Annotated in this window: 17 protein-coding genes; 16 read left to right on the top strand and 1 reads right to left on the bottom strand. The window is 60.5% G+C overall.

Going from position 1 to position 18,824, the window contains the following annotated elements; genetic code table 11:
- The 10 genes from DM807_RS11105 to DM807_RS11060 form a co-directional block, all read left to right on the top strand.
- Positions 1-4,280 (top strand): immunoglobulin-like domain-containing protein (locus tag DM807_RS11105; protein WP_179027382.1); only part of this gene is annotated, 4,280 nt, incomplete at its 5' end.
- A gap of 144 nt (positions 4,281-4,424) precedes the next feature.
- Positions 4,425-4,766: a hypothetical protein gene (locus DM807_RS11100; RefSeq protein ID WP_012269973.1), complete on the top strand. Its 342-nt coding sequence runs from the start codon at positions 4,425-4,427 to the stop codon at positions 4,764-4,766.
- 198 nt (positions 4,767-4,964) lie between these two features.
- Entirely contained in the window at positions 4,965-5,864 is a 900-nt protein-coding gene (locus tag DM807_RS11095; RefSeq protein ID WP_012269974.1) for a TauD/TfdA dioxygenase family protein, read from the top strand.
- Between the two features lie 18 nt (positions 5,865-5,882).
- The gene (locus tag DM807_RS11090) at positions 5,883-6,902 is read left to right on the top strand and encodes an ABC transporter substrate-binding protein (RefSeq protein ID WP_179027381.1); all 1,020 of its coding nucleotides are present in this window, start codon (positions 5,883-5,885) and stop codon (positions 6,900-6,902) included.
- 6 nt (positions 6,903-6,908) lie between these two features.
- Positions 6,909-7,772: an ABC transporter ATP-binding protein gene (locus DM807_RS11085; protein WP_012269976.1), complete on the top strand. Its 864-nt coding sequence runs from the start codon at positions 6,909-6,911 to the stop codon at positions 7,770-7,772.
- 14 nt (positions 7,773-7,786) lie between these two features.
- A complete protein-coding gene (locus DM807_RS11080) occupies positions 7,787-8,650 on the top strand; it encodes an ABC transporter permease (RefSeq protein WP_012269977.1) in 864 nt (287 codons plus the stop codon).
- Between the two features lie 210 nt (positions 8,651-8,860).
- The gene (locus tag DM807_RS11075) at positions 8,861-9,349 is read left to right on the top strand and encodes an Hcp family type VI secretion system effector (RefSeq protein WP_012269978.1); all 489 of its coding nucleotides are present in this window, start codon (positions 8,861-8,863) and stop codon (positions 9,347-9,349) included.
- Between the two features lie 9 nt (positions 9,350-9,358).
- The gene (locus tag DM807_RS11070; protein WP_179027380.1) at positions 9,359-10,342 is read left to right on the top strand and encodes a hypothetical protein; all 984 of its coding nucleotides are present in this window, start codon (positions 9,359-9,361) and stop codon (positions 10,340-10,342) included.
- A gap of 448 nt (positions 10,343-10,790) precedes the next feature.
- Positions 10,791-11,135, top strand: coding sequence for a hypothetical protein (locus DM807_RS27935; protein WP_342356480.1), 345 nt, complete (start codon positions 10,791-10,793; stop codon positions 11,133-11,135).
- A 275-nt stretch (positions 11,136-11,410) separates the two neighbouring features.
- Positions 11,411-11,770: a hypothetical protein gene (locus tag DM807_RS11060; protein ID WP_342356479.1), complete on the top strand. Its 360-nt coding sequence runs from the start codon at positions 11,411-11,413 to the stop codon at positions 11,768-11,770.
- 291 nt (positions 11,771-12,061) lie between these two features.
- Here DM807_RS11060 and DM807_RS11055 read toward each other — a convergent pair whose 3' ends face one another.
- Positions 12,062-12,625, bottom strand: a complete 564-nt coding sequence (locus tag DM807_RS11055; protein ID WP_012269982.1) for a WCX domain-containing protein — start codon at positions 12,623-12,625, stop codon at positions 12,062-12,064.
- Positions 12,626-12,831: 206 nt separating this feature from the next.
- On the opposite strand from DM807_RS11055, the gene DM807_RS11050 reads away from it, so the two are divergent.
- From DM807_RS11050 to DM807_RS11025, 6 genes are all read left to right on the top strand, one after another.
- Positions 12,832-13,626 (top strand): tetratricopeptide repeat protein, encoded by a 795-nt coding sequence (locus DM807_RS11050; protein ID WP_012269983.1) that lies wholly within the window; start codon positions 12,832-12,834, stop codon positions 13,624-13,626.
- A 144-nt stretch (positions 13,627-13,770) separates the two neighbouring features.
- Positions 13,771-14,223, top strand: a complete 453-nt coding sequence (locus tag DM807_RS11045) for a MarR family winged helix-turn-helix transcriptional regulator (RefSeq protein ID WP_060493614.1) — start codon at positions 13,771-13,773, stop codon at positions 14,221-14,223.
- Positions 14,220-16,307, top strand: coding sequence for an FUSC family protein (locus DM807_RS11040; protein WP_179027379.1), 2,088 nt, complete (start codon positions 14,220-14,222; stop codon positions 16,305-16,307). The genes DM807_RS11045 and DM807_RS11040 overlap by 4 nt, the downstream gene beginning before the upstream one ends.
- Positions 16,304-16,516 carry a DUF1656 domain-containing protein gene (locus DM807_RS11035; protein WP_003255905.1) on the top strand — a complete coding sequence of 71 codons (213 nt, stop codon included), beginning with the start codon at positions 16,304-16,306 and terminating at the stop codon, positions 16,514-16,516. The genes DM807_RS11040 and DM807_RS11035 overlap by 4 nt, the downstream gene beginning before the upstream one ends.
- The gene (locus tag DM807_RS11030) at positions 16,513-17,388 is read left to right on the top strand and encodes an efflux RND transporter periplasmic adaptor subunit (RefSeq protein WP_012269986.1); all 876 of its coding nucleotides are present in this window, start codon (positions 16,513-16,515) and stop codon (positions 17,386-17,388) included. Before DM807_RS11035 ends, DM807_RS11030 begins: the two co-directional genes overlap by 4 nt.
- Entirely contained in the window at positions 17,385-18,803 is a 1,419-nt protein-coding gene (locus tag DM807_RS11025; RefSeq protein WP_179027378.1) for an efflux transporter outer membrane subunit, read from the top strand. The genes DM807_RS11030 and DM807_RS11025 overlap by 4 nt, the downstream gene beginning before the upstream one ends.
- Positions 18,804-18,824: the final 21 nt, after the last annotated feature.

Here is an 18,824-nt window from a genome sequence, read left to right as displayed (position 1 = left end):
CGCTGACCAACAAAGACGGCCTGCCGATCGACAAGCACGCAGCGCTGACCTTTACCCTGGACGATGGCAAAACCACCATCACCATCCCAGCCAACGGTACTTCTGGCACCGCCACGGTCACCGCCCCAGACAACGTTTACGTCGGCACCAACCCAGCGATCGTCAAAGCGATCGCCACGGTCAGCGGCGTTGATGTGGACAAGTTCGAGAAGCTGACCCTGGACAAGAGCTCGGTCAGCACCTCGGTAACCGACGAGCCTGGCTCGGGTGTGCCTGGCGACAACAACCAGGGCGACCTGGTCAAGGTCACCATCACCGCCGACCAAGCCTCGGTGGCCGAGAACGTCAAACCGACGTTCACCGTGCACATCAACCAGCCACTGGACCACGACCTGGTCGTGACCCTGAGCAACAACGCTCAGGTCACCATCAAAGCCGGCGACACCAGCGTCAAGTACGAGCACGCGGCGCAGGGCGACGACGTCTACAAAGATGCCGGTGAAATCCGCCTGGGCATCAAGTCGGCCGCCGACATCGGCAACCGTCCGTTCGAGAACCTGCAACTGGGCGACGCGGCGAAGGTCAGTGTCACCGACACCACCGACGAAGTGATCGCGAAACTGACCGCGACCCCATCGGTCACCGAAGGCGGCGTGATCACCTACACCGTGACGCTGACCAATAAGGACGGCCTGCCGATCAACAACCACTCGGCGCTGACTTTCACGCTGAGCGATGGCAAGACCACCATCACCGTGCCGGCCAACGGTACCGTGGGCACTGCCACCGTGATTGCCCCGGACAACGTCTACGTCGGTGCCAACGACCCTGTGATCAAGTCGATTGCTACGGTCAGTGGGACGGATGTGGACAAGTTCGAGAAGCTGACCCTGGACAAGACTTCGGTCACGACCAGCGTCACCGACGAGCCAGGTTCGGGTACTCCGGGTACCGGCAACCAGGGCGACGTCACCACAGTTGGCATCACTGGCACCTCTTCGCTGACCGAAGGCGAAACCGGCCAGTACACGCTGACCCTGAGCAACGCGTCCAAGGCCGAAGTCACCATCACCCTCAGCTACAGCGGCACCGCCAAAAACGGTGAGGACTTCAGCGGTGTCACCACCGTGAAGATCCCGGCCAACAGCACCGGTACGACGTTCAACATCGCTACCATCGACGACAAGCTGGTCGAAGGTACCGAGAACTTCGTGGTGAAAATCGAAACTGCCACCGGTGGCAACTTCGAGAACCTGCAGGTCGATAGCAGCAAGTCGAGCGTGACGACCACCATCCTCGACAACGACCACCTGCCTGTTTCGCCTGGCGGTGCGGTATTTGGCGTGGAGGACACCGACTACGTGTTCGCCTGGAGCGATTTCAAAGTCACTGATGCCGATGGCAACACTGGCCTGTTCGTGACCATTACCTCACTCCCGGCCGCTGGCAGCCTGCAGTTCTTCAACGGTACTGCGTGGGTGAATGTGGCCGTCAACCAGGTGATCAGCCAGGCTGACATTACTGCCAATAACCTCAAGTTCGTCCCGGCCCTCAACCAGTCGGGTGCGGACAACTACGGTGGTAATGGTGTAGGTAACCAACAGGCTGACTACGCGCAGTTCAAGTTCAAGCCGAACGATGGCACCAACCTGGGCAGCGAAGTGACCATGAAGGTCGACATCAGCCCGGTTGCCGATAAACCGACCCTGAGCTTCGGCAGTGCGGATATCGACTCCAAAGGCCTGACCAAGGAAGTCTGGACCAGCCTCAAAGGCCTGGGTACGGGCGGCAATGGCATAACCGGCGAGGACCTGAAGGCAGTATTTGCCAACTCTGGCAATGCCAACTCCAGTAGCACCACCACCAATGTGCAGTCCGATGGCAGCGTCACCGCTGGCACCGGCTCGAAAACGTCGGGCCTGATCTACCTGGAAGCCGGCAAGACCTACACCTTCAGCGGTACGGCTGACGACAGCTTCGTGGTCACCATCGGTGGCAAGACTGTGGTCACGGCCACCTGGGGCGCGGGTGGCCAGGTTTCGGGCACCTTCACTCCGAATACCAGCGGCTACTACCCGATCGAGGTCTACCATGCCAACCAGTCTGGTCCAGGCAGCTATGACCTGAACATCCAGGTAGGCTCGGGTGCTGTCACCGACCTGAGCAGCTCGAACGTCAAGATGTACCAGAACGTGACCGAGATGGCCAACGCTGGCCTGGGCGTGTCCGACCTGCATACCGTCAATGGTCAGAGCTACTACGACGGCTACAAACTCAACGAAGGGCCGGAAGGTGGCTCGGTGAAACTGGTCGGCATTACCACCGCCCTGACCGATACCGATGGCTCCGAAACCCTGAACGTGACCCTCAGCGGTATTCCGAAAGGTACCGTGCTGAGTGACGGTGCAGGCCATACCGTCACAGTAGGCAGCACCCCGGTCGATGTGACTGGCTGGAAACTCAGCGGATTGACCCTCACGCCGCCGGCCTACTACAAAGGCTCGTTCGACATCACTGTCACCTCGACGGCCACCGAAAGCCTGGGCGGGTCAGCCATCACCACCGGCAACATTCCGGTGACGGTATACGCTGCGACCTACAAGGCCAGCGTGGGTACCACGGGCAATGACACCATGATCGGCAGCGAAGGCAACGACATCATCGTCGCCGACGTGTCGGGCCTGAACGTGGTGCAGGGCAAGAACTACAACATTGCCTTCATGGTCGACAGCTCGGGCAGTATGAGTGACAAGTCGATTGCCGATGCGAAGGCGCAGTTGGCCTCGGTGTTCAATTCGCTCAAGGCCAGCCTGGGTTCCGACACCTCCGGTACCGTGAACATCTTCCTGGTGGACTTCGATACCCAGGTGAACAAGAACGTGGCGGTCAACCTTGCCGACCCTGATGCCCTGAGCAAGCTGCAGGCGGTATTGAACTCGATGGTGGGTGGCTACTACGGTGGCGGCACCAACTATGAAGACGCGTTCAAGACCACGTCCAACTTCTTCAACAGCACCATGGCCACCAGCAACAAAGGTGCGGAGAACCTGACCTACTTCATCACCGACGGTAAGCCAACCTATTACCAGAGCGGGGAGTCCACCAACCCTAGCCTGTGGAAGAATGGCAAGAACCTGGATGATGTGGTCAACGTCAACAACTACAAGATGGGCGATACCTTCAGTGCCTGGGCCGACAGCACTCACAAGGTCGAGATCAGTAGCAGTGGCGTAGTCAAAGTGCTGACCTACACCGAGAAAAAAGGCGAGTTGGTGTATGACTCCACCAAGACGGTTGGCACCTTGCATGCACAGGGGGATGGCACCTATGAATTCTCCAGCCTGGGTGGTACTGGCTACGCCGACTACTGGAACTACGTGGATTCGGCGGCGGGTTCCACTGCGAGTTTCGCGGTGCTGGGCGGCACCAACGGCTTGAGTAAGGTGCAGGCCATCGGCCTGAACAGCGATGTCACGCTGAACGACCTGAAACCTTACGACAGCGCTGGCAAGCCACAGACCAACATCGACCCGTCCGACTTGGCGAAGGCGATTCTTGGCCACTCCGAAGCAACGGTGCCAGGTGCCGACACCATCGACGGTGGCAACGGCAACGACATCATCTTCGGTGACTTGATCACCCTCAACGGCGTTGTCAGCGAGGGCTACCAGGCCCTGCAGACCTACGTTGCGCAGAAGAGCGGTGTCGAGGTCAGCTCCGTCACCACCAGCAATGTCCACCAGTACATCACCGAGCACTACACCGAGTTCGATATCTCCGGTGCCAAAGACGGCAATGACATTCTGTCCGGCGGCAACGGCAACGATATCCTCTTCGGCCAAGGTGGTAACGACACCCTCGATGGTGGCAGAGGTAACGACATCCTGCTGGGCGGTAGTGGCAATGACACCCTCATCGGTGGCCACGGCGACGATATCCTGATCGGTGGCAGCGGTGCCGACACCTTCGTTTGGAAGGCTGGCGACTTCGGCAACGACGTCATCAAGGACTTCAAGCTGAGCGACAAGGACAAGATCGACTTGAGCGATCTGCTGCAGGGTGAGAAAGGCAGCACCATCGACAATTACCTGAAGCTCACTACGGTGGACGGCACGACGACGCTGCAGGTCAGCAGCGAAGGCAAGCTCAACGCCGCCGGTGGCCTGGCAAATGCCGATGTGACCATCAAGCTGGAAGGGGTGAACTGGTCCAACACCACGATCAATTCGTTGATCAGCGGTGCTGACCCGACCATCATCATTCACAACAAGGACAACTGATGGACCCCGGGGCCGCGTAGCGGCCCCGGCTCTTTCCTGCCTTTCGCCAACAGCGCATACTCTGGCGCCGGGCCTGCGTGCCCGGCGATCTTTGCCTATGCTGCTGTCTACCAACAAGGAACCAACGTGACGAGGGACACCGCCATGTTCTACGTGCAACGCGACGCTGCCGGCCAGTTGCTGCGGGTAGAAGCAGCCGCCTTTGACCAGTTCACCGAAATGCTCCCTGCCGACCATGCCGATATCCAGGAGTGGTTTGCCGACGACGTCGTGGAAAACAGCCTCAACCAGCTCAAGCAAAGTGACCTGGACATGATCCGCGTGCTTGAGGACCTGATCGATGTGCTGACCGCCAAAGGCGTATTCAAGATCACTGACCTACCCGCCGGTGCCCAGGCCAAGCTGCTCAACCGCTCCACGGCGCGCAAGGCACTCAGCAGCCTGAACAACCTCATCGATGAAGAAGAGCAGGGCGGGCTGATCTGATCGCGAACCGAGCAAATCCCAGTGCTATGGTTATTCTTTAAAGGTATTTAAAATATAGCTCTTATGACTTTATAGTCACTTCCACTGCGTACCCGTCGACCAATCGATGCGCCGCACGACTTGAACCCACACGGGAAATCCCCGTGCGTTTCTGATCGTTGCGCGCCGTTGAAGTCGCGCACTGCGTGGGAGTGAAAAATGTCAGCCGCCTCGAACGCCTTGTCGACCATCGACAGCGCCCAGCCGCAATGCTTCGAAATCCGCCCGTTCTCCGGTGCCGTCGGCGCCGAGATCATCGGCCTGGACCTGGCCAGACCGGTCAACGTCGAGGATTTCGCCCGTATTCATCGCGCCCACCTCGACCACCATGTACTGGTGTTCCGCGACCAGCGCATCAGCCCGCAACAGCAGATTACGTTCAGCCGCCGCTTCGGTGAGTTGCAGATCCATGTGCTCAAGCAGTTCCTGCTGACAGGCCATCCCGAGATCCTGATCGTTTCCAACATCGTCGAAAACGGTCAAAACATTGGTCTGGGTGATGCCGGCAAGTTCTGGCACTCGGACCTGTCGTACAAAGCGCTGCCCAGCCTCGGCTCCATGCTGCATGCCCAGGAGCTGCCCAGCGAAGGCGGCGACACCCTGTTCGCGGACATGCACAAAGCCTGGGACGCCGTACCCGACGCCTTGCGCAAAGTGGTTGAGGGCCGCAGCGCTGCTCACTCCTACACCGCCCGTTACGCCGAGACCAAATTCGAAGGCAACTGGCGCCCGACCCTGACCGCCGAGCAATTGGCGCAGGTACAGGAAGTCATCCACCCGGTGGTCCGCACCCACCCGGAAAACGGCCGCAAGGCCCTGTTCGTCAGCGAAGGCTTCACCACCCGCATCGTCGGCCTGCCAGACGACGAAAGCCGCGACGTGCTGCAACAGCTGTACGCCTTGAGCGTGCTGGAGAAGAACATCTACCGCCACCAGTGGCAGCCCCACGACCTGGTCTTCTGGGACAACCGCTCGCTGATCCACCTGGCCACCGGCTGCCCCGCACACCTGCGGCGCAAGCTGTACCGCACCACCATCCAGGGCGATGCCCCGTTCTGACGACTGAGGAACCCCATCATGCGCAATTCCATCAGCCGCCTGGCGGCAAGCATCGGCCTCGGCGCGAGCCTGGTCATCGGCAGCCTGGCCGCCCCCGCTGCGGCCCAGGCCGAAGGCAAAATCCGCATCGCCGAGCAGTTCGGCATCGTTTACCTGCTGCTCAACGTGGTGCGTGACCAGCAACTGATCGAGAAGCACGGCAAGGAGCAGGGCATCGACATCGATGTCGACTGGGCGCAGTTGTCAGGTGGTTCGGCCATCAACGATGCACTGCTGTCCGGTTCGGTGGACATCGCCGGTGCCGGCGTCGGCCCGCTGCTTACTGTGTGGGACCGCACCAAGGGGCGGCAGAACGTCAAGGCTGTGGCTTCGCTGGGTAACTTTCCATACTACCTGGTCAGCAGCAACCCCAACGTGAAGACCATCACCGACATCTCCGACAAGGACCGCATCGCCGTGCCCGCGGTAGGTGTTTCGGTGCAGTCGCGCTTCCTGCAGTACGCCGCCGCCCAGCAGTGGGGCGACAAGGAATACAACCGCCTCGACAAATACACCCTGGCAGTACCGCACCCGGATGCCACTGCCGCGCTGCTGGCCGGTGGCACTGAGCTGAACGGGCACTTCTCCAACCCACCGTTCCAGGACCAGGTGCTGGCCAACAAGGACGTGCATGTGGTGCTCAACAGCTACGACCTGCTTGGCCCCAACTCGCCGACCTTGCTGTTCGCTACCGAGAAATTCCGCAAGGACAACCCCAAAACCTACAAGGCCTTTGTCGACGCCCTGGCCGAAGCCGCAGACTTCGCTCAGAAGGACAAAGCCGCCGCAGCCGATACCTACATCCGCGTGACCAAGGCCAAGATCGACCGCGACGCGCTGATCAAGCTGATCGACAACCCGCAGTACGAGTTCACCGTCACGCCAAAGAACACCTACAAGCTGGCCGACTTCCTCTATCGGGTAGGCGCTATCAAGAACAAGCCGGCATCGTGGAAGGACTACTTCTTCCAGGACGAACGCCCGCTGCAGGGGAGCTGACCGATCATGACCGCCCCTTTGCCAGGCCACACGGCCAGCAACCTGAGCCGTGTCGCCACGCCGCCTTTGCTCAAGGTGGATAACCTCAGCCTCGAATACCGCACCGCGCAGCGCGTGGTGCGGGCCACCCACCAGGTCAGCTTCGAAGTCGACCGTGCCGACCGTTTCGTGCTGCTCGGGCCTTCTGGTTGCGGCAAGTCCACCTTGCTCAAAGCCGTCGCCGGTTTCATTCAACCGCAGGAAGGGCAGATTCTGCTGCAGGGCCAAGCGGTGCATGGCCCAGGTCCAGACCGCATCGTGGTGTTTCAGGAGTTCGACCAACTGCCGCCGTGGAAAACGGTGAAGCAGAACGTCATGTTCCCGTTGCTGGTGGCAGGCCAGCTCAAGCGCGCCGAAGCCGAAGAGCGGGCGCTGCATTACCTGGAAAAGGTTGGTCTGGCCGCCTTTGCCGATGCTTATCCGCACACGCTGTCGGGTGGTATGAAGGCACGTGTGGCGATTGCCAGGGCGTTGGCCACCCAGCCGAAGATCCTGCTGATGGATGAGCCGTTCGCTGCACTGGATGCGCTGACCCGGCGCAAGATGCAGGAAGAACTGCTGCTGCTGTGGGAAGAGGTGCGTTTCACCCTGTTGTTCGTTACCCATTCCATCGAAGAAGCGCTGGTAGTGGGCAACCGCATCCTGCTGCTGTCGCCGCACCCGGGGCGGGTGAGGGCGGAAGTGCACAGCCATCAATATGATCTGGGCAGCCTGGGCGGCAGCGATTTCCAGGCCAGTGCAAGGCGTATCCACCGCTTGCTGTTCGATGAGGCAGACGTCCCGGAACAGCCCGACGACCTTGGTTTCAACGATATCCGCATCGCCTACTGACAGGAGCTTCAGCCATGACCACTACACCTGTACGCCAGGAATACGAGGTGCAGCTGGAGCCCCTGCTCAGTGTGCCCCTGGAACGCCAACTCCCCTTGGCCCAACGCCTGTGGCAGCAAGGCTGGCTGCGCAAGGCGCTGATCCTGCTGGTAATCGCTGTGCTATGGGAGGCCGTTGCTCGCTATCAGGATAATGACCTGCTGTTGCCGAGCTTCCTGCAAACCGCCGCGGCCCTGTGGGACGGCCTTGTGAGTGGCGAGCTGCCCGCCAAGGTCGGGGTTTCGCTGGTGATACTGCTCAAGGGCTATGTGCTGGGTATCGTCCTGGCTTTCGGCTTGACCAGCCTGGCGGTTTCGACCCAACTGGGGCGGGACTTGCTGGGCACGTTAACCTCGATGTTCAACCCATTGCCGGCCATTGCCCTGTTGCCGTTGGCCTTGCTGTGGTTTGGGCTGGGTGATAACAGCCTGATCTTCGTGCTGGTGCATTCGGTGCTGTGGGCGCTGGCGCTGAATACCTATGCCGGTTTCCTTGGTGTGTCGGAAACGCTGCGCATGGCTGGGCGTAACTATGGCCTCAAAGGGTTGCGGCTAGTGCTGCACATCCTGGTGCCGGCAGCCTTGCCGTCGATCTTGTCGGGGTTGAAGATCGGCTGGGCGTTCGCCTGGCGCACGCTGATCGCTGCCGAGTTGGTGTTTGGTGCCAGCAGCGGCAAAGGCGGGCTGGGCTGGTACATCTTCCAGAACCGCAACGAGCTGTATACCGACAAGGTGTTTGCCGGGTTGGCGGTGGTGATCCTGATTGGTTTGCTGGTGGAAGGGTTGGTGTTCAATACACTGGAGCGGCTGACCGTGCGGCGTTGGGGGATGCAGCGGTAAACGGTATCGTCATGGCGGCCGTACGCAGGTTTGTTGCGGCGTGCGGGCCGCTAACCAAATCCAGAAATACTTTCAAACATCTGTTATCCAAAAAGATCGTGAAATTCGTAGGAAACTTCTGAATCTTGCATCGATCTCCATAGAAAGATTGCGGCCGTTCTTTCCCGAGCCTAGCCTGTTCCGCTCCGTCATTTACAAGGAACAGTAATCATGGCTTTCGATGCCTATATTCAAATCGCGGAAATCGCTGGCGAAGCAAAAGACGAGCAATACAGCAACTGGATCGAGATCCTCGGTTACACATTTGGTGCCAGCCAAAGCACCTCCGTCACCGCGAGTTCTGCAGGCGGCGCCACTTCCGGGCGCACCACGCTGAGCAATCTGACCTTCACCAAGTACCTGGACAACGCCAGTTGCAAACTGCTCGAAGCCAGTTGCGCGGGGCAGCACCTGAAGGAAGTGAAGCTGGTCGTCTGCCGCGCCGGTAGCGACAAGCTCAAGTACTACGAAGTGGTGCTCGAGGAAGTGATCATCGCCGACTACGCACAAAGCGCGCATGCCGGTGTGCCGACTGAAATCGTTCAGCTCAACTACGGCCGTATCAAGACTACCTACACCCGGCAGCAGCGCGTCGACGGCAGTGCTGGCGGCAATGTGACCGGTGGCTGGGACCGAATTGCCAACAAGAAGTTTGCGTGAGGAACGACTATGTCCGAGGCACGCAGCTTTATAAATCCAAGGGCGCAGAACTACGCGACCCTGAAAAATGGCACGCCCATGAGCGCCAACCAGCAAGCCAAGTTAGATGTGCTCAATGCGCATATCGTCAATACGGTGGTCTTGGCCGGCGAACTGGTAATCGTCGGTGATCCCGACACTGCCTCCTGTACCAGCCATGAAGCCTTTCTCATGGCCAAGGCGGCGGGCATCCACCGCGACATCATGCTCAACGGTGGCGGTGTCGACGGGTTCATGCTGGAAAACTTCGAGATGCTACAGAGTCTACTGGCCCATGCGTCGTTAGGGGCAGGGGCAGCGAGCGATGGCTGGGCCAGGCATCTGGATGCGATCAAGAAGACGCTGGAGCAGATCGAGCAACTGCACCGTGCACATATGAGCGGGGGTGCATTCAGGGAGCGCGAAGAGTTTTATGCAAAGCGCGCGGTGTTGTTCGGAACCCTGGATGAACAGCTCGGGCGGGCCGCTGCATACGGCACAGGGCTAAAGAATCATGGGTCGATCAAGCGGATGTTGCAGCTCTCTAGCAAAAGCTACTTGAGTACCGGGGAAATTTCAAAATATGCCGACAAGGTAGCCGGAGTCGCTAGGGCTGCGGATATGATCAAGAAAGGGGGATACCTCGGGGTCGCATTGGATGTCGCCGCTACGGGGTTGGAAATTCACAAAGCTTGTATACTTGGGCGAGAAGAAGAATGCACCAGAGCAAAATATGTCGAAGGTAGCTCATTAGTATTAGGCTTGACGGGAGGCAGTCTAGGCGGTGCATTCGGTGGCGCAATTGCCACGACCGGTTGCGCAGTTGTCCTTGGTGCAGTGACCGGACCTGGTGCTCTAGTCTGTGGGGTTGTGGGCGGAGCAGTAGGGGGTGCCGTTGGAGGCGAAATAGGAAATGCGGGTGGAGAATTTATTGGCGATCTGATTTATCGCAAGGTCTCAGATGATACCAATTGAGCCCGGTTGGGTGGCGCTGCTTGTTTTTAGCCCAGGGCTGATAATCCTAATTTTGCTTATTTATATTGCTCATTTTTACGTTGAACGAATTGAATCCCTACTAGAAAAATCAAGCTATATACAAGGAATAAGGAGCACCTTTCTCCGGGCTGGACTACCAGGGAAAGTCTTACGCACATGCTGTATTGCTTGCATGATGACAATGCCGGCCATTTATGCCCGTCGCGGGCTCATCAACATGAAGGAAGTAAACAATTTCCCACTAAAAATGAAACGGACACTCATTGGGCTCTGGCTGGCTTTGACTATCGAAATCCTATCCATGTTAGTGTTCCGCGCCTGGCTGTACTTGCGTTAGCTTACACTGGCCGGTGCTGCACATAGCAAGAGTCGCCCCAAAAGTATCGACCCCTGCCGGCTGCAGCAAAGCATTCCTGATCAGCAATCGATGAACAGCCGATTACCGCTGGAGCAGATCGAGCAACTGCACCGCGCGCATATGGGTGGTGGTGCATTCAGGGCACGGGAAGAGTTCTACGCCAAACGTGCAGCGCTGTTCAGGACGTTGGATGAGCAGCTGGGGAAGACTGCCGCTTACGGTTCTGGTCTACGCAATCAGGGATCGATCAAGCGGATGCTGCAGCTATCCACCAAGCGCTATCTGAGTACCGGGGAGATTTCCGGATATGCCGAGAAGGTAACGGGAGTGGCGAAGGCTGCGAGTCTGATCAAGAAAGGAGCCTATATTGGCATTGCATTGGATGTGGCCGCGACAGGTTTATCCATTCATTAGGCGTGCACCATTGGGCGTGAGGAAGAATGCAGAAAAGCCAAGTATATAGAGGGGAGTGGCTTAATCGGGGGCCTAGGTGGAAGCGCTATGCTGGGTGCTTTGGGAGGTGCCACAGCGTCCCTGATATGCACGGTAGTATTCGGACTACCGATTGGCGGGCCTGGTGCTCTAGTATGCGCCGTTGTCGGTGGAGTTGTTGGAGGTGAAGTAGGCGGTGACAAAGGTAAAGAGGGCGGCGAGTGGCTCGGGGAAATTATCTACGAGAATAAAAAATCGTGAATCAATTTGAGATGAGCTTAGTTGCTGTGGGTTTCTTCTTCTTGGGTATGGCAGCGCTGTTGGTGCTTGTGTTCGTGGCTGTGCGGTATCTTGATGAGATTGAAGAGTTACTGTCGAAGAGTGTTTATGTTTCCGGGAACAAAAAACTCTATGCGCCAGCAGGAGTTATAGGAAAAATAATGCGTATCTGTACCATATCAACAGCATTGACGATGCCGGGTGTATTTGCGCGTAGAAGATTGGTTGATGTGGATCAGTTGCGAGATTTTCCAAATTCGATAAAAAGGGTTTTGGTCGGGGCATGGTGCACAATGTTTATCTCTTCTATGGTCTTCCTGTTTCTCGGTTCTTTTTAGAAGGGCGGTAATAATTTGAAGGAACTCGTGACGCAAACATGGAAGTGGAAGACTGCGGTTCAGACCAAAACACGTGCCTATAGCGGGGTTGCGTTGGATGTGACACTCCCCACGGGTTGATTTTCACAATCTTGTTTCTTTTTTCAATGGTGTGATGAAGTTTTTCGGTTTGCCTTTTTAATCGCTGATTGCGCTGCAGTTATCCGGTTAGGTACGGAATGTCGGGCTGGCACGGTTTTAGACGGGTACTGAGGGAGTGCGTGCAACATTCCGCTCGGGCAGTGCGCTATCTCAGAGGCTACTCTGGTACTGAGCCGCCGCACTGCTCAGGATCTTGCCAATCTCTTCACGCAAGTCAGCAGGCTGCTCCACCACCACCCCATCCCCATGGCTCAACAGCCACCAGCGCAATGGCCAACCATCGCTCACCGTGGCGCGTAACCGATGCCCATGCTCCAGCGCTGTCAGCTGCATATCGCTGCTCAAGGGGGCAACCCGCAACTGCCGCGCCAGTGCATCGCTGATCCGTGCCACCAACTCCATGCCTTCTCCCTGCGCCGGTTGCAACGCATCCCCTCGCAGATGCGTGAGCAAGTCGAAGTTACCGCGCAACTCGCCCACGGCACTGGCCGACCAGTGCCAGCCAAACGGAATACTCTTGTCATTACGTTCCAGCGGAAAGATCAGCGACAGCTCATTGAGGTCGCGCTCGACGGTGCGTTTGCTGACCGTAAAGCCCACGTCACGCAGGCGCCACACCAACTCGGCGCTGGTAATGCCTGGAGAGCGGCTGGGCAGCTGGCGCAGCAGCGCCCACTGTCGGCTGAGGGTGGCGCGAGTGGTGGCGAACGGCAAAAGATAACGTCCTTGTCTAGGCTTGCCGCAATAGGATGGCGGCACGCGAGGGGCGTGGCAATTGGCCACAGCCCGCTCAGATCAAGGAAGTCGCATTTGGTTGCCTCGTGCCGAATCGTTCGCGACAGGTTTTGACGTGACGTCACGCAGAATCACGCCTCATCACAACCGAAGGTTGGGTTGTGCGTCGTTCAATGAGGATGAACATGTCTGCTGCCAGCAATATCCATTCGCTGCTTGCCCGCCTTCTACCCGAGCGGGTCATCGCCCCACCGGCTCCCGTCGGGAGGCGACAGCGGCTGTTTGCCGGTGTGGGCTTGCCCAGCCAGCGGTCGCTGCTGGTCAACCGCCTGGATGAGGCCAGCGACCTGCAGGCAGTGTATGTCGACCTTCGCCGTCAGGCGTTGCAAGGCAGTGTGGCGGCACTGAATGACCTTGGCTGGATCTGGCTCAACGGCAAGTACTGGCGCGCCGATACCGAATTGGCCGGGCACCTGTTGCGCATGGCGGCCCTGCAGGGCAATGCTGCTGCCTGGTTCAACCTTGGGCAGCAGCACTACTTCGGCAAGGGCATCGAGCCTTCCTACGTGCAGGCGGCGGAGTGCTACCGCCAGGCCTTCGAGCGCGGGATGCTGCATGCCGCGGCGGCGCTGGGAGACCTGTATGAGGAGGAGGTGTGCGATGGCGACCTGGATTGGCAGGTAGACCTGGTGCAGGCCTACCAGTGGTTCCTGCGCGGGGCCGAGCGGGGCGAGGCGCGTTGCCGTTTCGAGGTGGGCTACCGGTTGATGCACGGCCTGTATGTAGAGGCCGACCTCAAGGCGGCGCTGTACTGGCTGGAGCTGGCGGCAGCGGCGGGAGTCGTGCAGGCGGCAGAGGAATTGGCAGTGCATTTCAGCAGCCGTGACGTGGTGCGCTACCAGGAGTGGCGGGACCGGGCAGTGCAAATGGGTAGCACCTTGGCTTTGACCATGAAGTTGGAAGATCAGATCCAATCCTGATCGTCTGCAGCCTGTGCCGGCAGGTAAAAAGCTCCAGCATGAACAACAATTCATCCATACCCCTCGTCACCCCCTGTTGACGGCGGGGGGAGGGCAAGGCGTATATTGATAGTTAGCAAACTATGAATATGCTTGGTTCCCCTCATGTCCCTTGATCTACTGCGCCTGCAAGTCAGCAGTGGCATGGTGGTTGCGGCCCGCCACTGGCGGCGCATCTGCCATACCGCCCTGACCGGTTACGGCATTTCCGAGGCCTGCGCCGCGCCGCTGCTGATGATCGTGCGCCTGGGTGACGGTGTGCACCAGGTGGCCGTGGCACAGGCTGCCGGCCTGGAAAGCCCTTCTCTGGTGCGTCTGCTCGATCAACTGTGCAAGGCCGGCCTGGTGTGCCGCAGCGAGGATCCACTGGATCGCCGCGCCAAGGCCCTGAGCCTGACCGCCGAAGGCCGTGCCTTGGCCGAAGCCATCGAGGCCGAACTGGTGCGCCTGCGCCGCGATGTGCTGCACGGTATCGACCAGGCCGACCTGGAAGCCGCCTTGCGCGTGCTGCGCGCCTTCGAGGCTGCAGGCCTGGGCAGCTCGGGCGGGGCGGCATGAACGGCTTCTTCAGCTCGGTTCCCCCGGCCCGCGACTGGTTCTACGGCGTGCGTACTTTCGCTGCCTCCATGATCGCCTTGTACATCGCGTTGCTCATGCAGCTGCCGCGCCCCTATTGGGCGATGGCCACGGTGTACATCGTCTCCAGCCCGTTCGTCGGCCCGACCAGCTCAAAGGCGCTGTACCGCGCCGTGGGCACGTTGCTTGGCGCCGGTGGGGCCATTTTCCTGGTGCCGCCGCTGGTGCAGTCACCGTTGCTGCTGAGCATCGCCATTGCCCTGTGGACAGGCACCTTGCTGTTCCTTTCGCTGAACCTGCGCACGGCCAACAACTACGTGCTGATGCTGGCCGGCTACACCCTGCCGATGATCGCGCTGGCGGTAGTGGATAACCCGTTGGCGGTGTTCGACGTAGCGTCTTCTCGCGCCCAGGAAATATGCCTGGGTATCGTCTGCGCGGCGGTGGTCGGGGCCATTTTCTGGCCGCGCCGGCTGGCGCCGGTGGTGGTCGGCGCCACCAGTAACTGGTTCACCGAGGCGATCCGCTACAGCGACATCTACCTGGCCCGTGAGGTCAGCGCCGACAAGATCGGCGGTATGCGTGGGGCGATGGTTGCTACCTTCAACTCGCTGGAGCTGATGATCGGTCAGCTCGGCCACGAAGGTGCCGGCCCGCATACCGTGAAGAACGCCCGCGAGTTGCGTGGGCGGATGATTCACCTGCTGCCGGTGATCGACGCGCTCGACGACGCCTTGGTGGCCCTGGAAGGCCGCGCCCCGGCCCAGTTCGCTCAGCTTCAACCTGTGCTTGAGGCCGCTCGCGAATGGCTGAAAGGCACTGCCGACAGCCCCTCGGTCGCACGCTGGACCACGCTGCACGAGCAGATCGACCGCCTGCAGCCAGGTGCTGCGGCCCTAGACCAGCGCGCCGAGCTGCTGCTGTCCAACGCCCTGTACCGCCTGACCGAATGGGCTGACCTGTGGCAGGACTGCTGCACCCTGCAGCACGCCCTGCGTACCGATGATGCCAAGCCCTGGCGCGCGGTGTACCGCCACTGGCGCCTGGGCCGCCTGACGGCCTTCTTCGACCGTGGCCTGATGCTGTATTCGGTGGCCTCCACCGTATTGGCGATCGTCGTCGCTTGCGGCCTGTGGATCGGCCTGGGCTGGAACGACGGCGCCAGCGCGGTGATCCTCGCGGCCGTGTCGTGCAGCTTCTTCGCCGCCATGGACGACCCGGCGCCGCAGATCTACCGGTTTTTCTTCTGGACGCTGATGTCGGTCATCTTCTCCAGCCTGTACCTGTTCCTGGTGTTGCCCAACCTGCACGACTTCCCGATGCTGGTGCTGGCTTTCGCCGTGCCGTTCATCTGCATCGGCACCCTCACCGTGCAGCCGAGGTTTTACCTGGGCACCTTGCTGACCATCGTCAACACCTCGACCTTCATCAGCATCCAGGGCGCCTACGACGCCGACTTCTTCACCTTCCTCAACTCCAACCTTGCCGGTCCCGTTGGCTTGTTGTTCGCCTTCATCTGGACCCTGGTGATGCGCCCGTTCGGCGTGGAGCTGGCGGCCAAGCGCATGACCCGCTTCGCCTGGCGTGACATCGTCGAAATGACCGAGCCGGCGACCCTGGCCGAACACCGCCAGGTTGGCGTGCAGATGCTCGACCGCCTGATGCAGCACCTGCCGCGCCTGTCGCAAACCGGCCAGGACAGTGGTGTGGCACTGCGTGACCTGCGTGTGGGGCTGAACCTGCTCGACCTGCTGGCCTATATGCCGCGCGCCGGCCGGCAGGCCCGCGAGCGCCTGAGCACGGTGGTCGAGGAAGTCGGCGCGCACTATGCAGCCTGCCTGCGTGCCGGCGAGCGCCTGCACGCACCAGCCGCGCTGCTGCGCAACATGGAGCGCGCCCGGCTGGCGCTGAACCTGGATGAGCTGTACGAGCGCGGCGATGCCCGCACCCACCTGCTGCATGCCCTGAGCGGCCTGCGCCTGGCGTTGCTGCCAGGTGTGGAGGTGATGCTCGAACCCGCCGAACAACCGCAACTGCCCCCCGGCCTCGACGGAGCACCCCTGTGATTGGTGAACTGGATATCAGCGGGGTGTTCCTGCCTACGCTGCTGGTGATGATGTTTGGCACCTACCTGCTGTTCCTGGGGGTGCATGCGGTGCTGGTGCGCCTGCACTTCTACCGCCTGGTCTGGCACCGGGCGTTGTTCAACGTTGCCCTGTATGCCGTGCTGCTTGGCGCGGTGGACCACTTTTGCCGAAACTTGATGCTGCCATGAAAAAACCTTTGCTGACCCTGGGCCGTGTGGTCCTGACCTTGCTGGTAGTGACCTTCGCCGCCGTGCTCGTGTGGCAGATGGTGGTGTACTACATGTTTGCCCCCTGGACCCGCGACGGCCACATCCGCGCCGACGTGATCCAGATCGCCCCGGACGTGTCGGGGTTGATCCAGAAGGTCGAGGTGCGCGACAACCAGACCGTCAAGCGCGGCGACGTGCTGTTCACCATCGACCAGGACCGCTTCAGCCTGGCCCTGCGCCAGGCCAAGGCAACCCTCGGCGAACGCCAGGAAACCCTGGCCCAGGCTTCGCGCGAAGCGCAGCGCAACCGCAAGCTGGGCAACCTGGTGGCCGCCGAGCAATTGGAAGAAAGCCAGTCTCGCGAGGCCCGCGCCCGTTCGGCCGTCAGCGAGGCGCAGGTGGCGGTCGATACTGCTCAGCTCAACCTTGACCGTTCGGTCGTGCGCAGCCCGGTGGATGGCTACCTCAACGACCGCGCGCCGCGTAACCACGAGTTCGTCACCGCTGGCCGCCCGGTGCTGTCGGTGGTCGACAGTGCCTCATACCACGTCGACGGTTATTTCGAAGAAACCAAGCTGGGTGGCATCCAAATCGGCGACGCCGTGGACATCCGCGTCATGGGCGACAACACCCGGCTGCGCGGCCACGTACAGAGCTTTGCCGCTGGCATCGAAGACCGCGACCGCAGCAGCGGTGCCAACCTGCTGCCCAACGTCAACCCGGCCTTCAGCTGGGTGCGCCTGGCTCAGCGCATTCCGGTGCGCATCGCCTTTGACGAAGTGCCGCAAGACTTCCGCATGATCGCCGGGCGTACTGCCACGGTGTCGATTATCGAGGGCCAGCGCCCATGAAACAGCTGATCCTGGCTGGCCTGTGCCTGTCGTTGGGGGCCTGCATGATGGTGGGGCCCGACTATGAGGTGCCGAAGGATGCGGCGGTGCAACGCAGCGACCTGAACGGCCCGCTGCGCCAGGATGCCGACAGCGTGGTTTCGGCACCGGTGCCCGAAGACTGGTGGCAGCTGTATCAGGACCAACGGCTGAACGAGCTGGTGCGTCAGGCACTGAGTGCCAACACCGAGCTGCGCGTGGCCGCGGCCAACATCGCCAAGGCCCGGGCCCAAGTGGAGGTGGCCGAATCGCAAGGCGGCTTCAACGGTGGCGTCAAGCTTGGCGCCCAGCGCCTGCAGGAGTCGGGCGAAGCCTTCCTGTTGCCGGAAAAAGTACCGGTGGCCAACATCGGTGAGGCCATCATCAGCGCCTCGTACCAGTTCGACTTGTGGGGCACCTTCAAGCGCGGCACCGAAGCGGCCAAGGCCAACGCCGACGCAGTGCAGGCCGCTGCCGATACTGCTCGTATTACCTTGGTGGCAGACGTGGTCAAGGCCTACACCCAGGTGTGCTCGGCCAACGAGGAGTACCACATTGCCCGCGAGTCGCTCGACTTGCAGGAACAGAGCGTGACGCTCAACCAGCGCCTGCGTGATGCCGGGCGTGGTGATGAAACCCAGGTCACCCGCTCGCAGACTCAGTTCAAATCCCTGCGCGCCGAACTGCCACGTTTCAAAGCCGAGCGCGAGACCGGCATGTATACCCTGGCGGCTCTGTTGGCCAAACCCGTCGACCAGCTGCCTTCAGGCACCGCTGATTGTGCCGAACTGCCGCACCTGAACCAGCTGGTTCCGGTAGGCGATGGCGCCGCGTTGCTCAAGCGCCGCCCCGACGTGCGCCAGGCCGAGCGTCAGCTGGCTGCTGCCACTGCCTCCATCGGCGTCGCCACGGGCGCACTGTACCCGGACATCAGCATCGGCGCTCAGGTGGGCACTATCGGTATCCTGGAAAACCTCGGCGAGCCTGCAACCAACCGCTGGGGCTTCGGCCCGCAGATCAGCTGGAGTATCCCCACCAACGGTACCCGCGCGCGCATTCGCATGGCCGAAGCTTCTACCCAGGCAGCCTTGGCGAACTTCGATGGGGTGGTGCTGAACGCCATTCGCGAAACTCAGACGCGCCTGGCGCAGTACAGCGCCCTACTGGACCGGCGTGATGCGCTGGCCGAGGCGGAGAAATCGGCCAAGGAAGCGGCGGACCAGACGCACCGCTATTACCAGGCAGGGCGTGAGTCGTTCCTGGCGGATTTGCAGGCGACGCGGACTTACACTGATATGCGTGCTCAGCTGGCGGCGGCCAATAGCCAGGTGGCGATGGGGCAAATCGGGGTATTCCTGGCGTTGGGCGGGGGCTGGAAGGACACCGCCAAGCACTGATGAGATCCTTGTGGGGTGGAT

Origin of the sequence: Pseudomonas hunanensis, assembly GCF_013393325.1 — a bacterium.
Lineage (GTDB): Bacteria > Pseudomonadota > Gammaproteobacteria > Pseudomonadales > Pseudomonadaceae > Aquipseudomonas > Aquipseudomonas putida_P.
The sequence above is the reverse complement of the archived record's forward strand: the minus strand, read 5'-3'. Positions and strand labels throughout refer to the sequence as shown.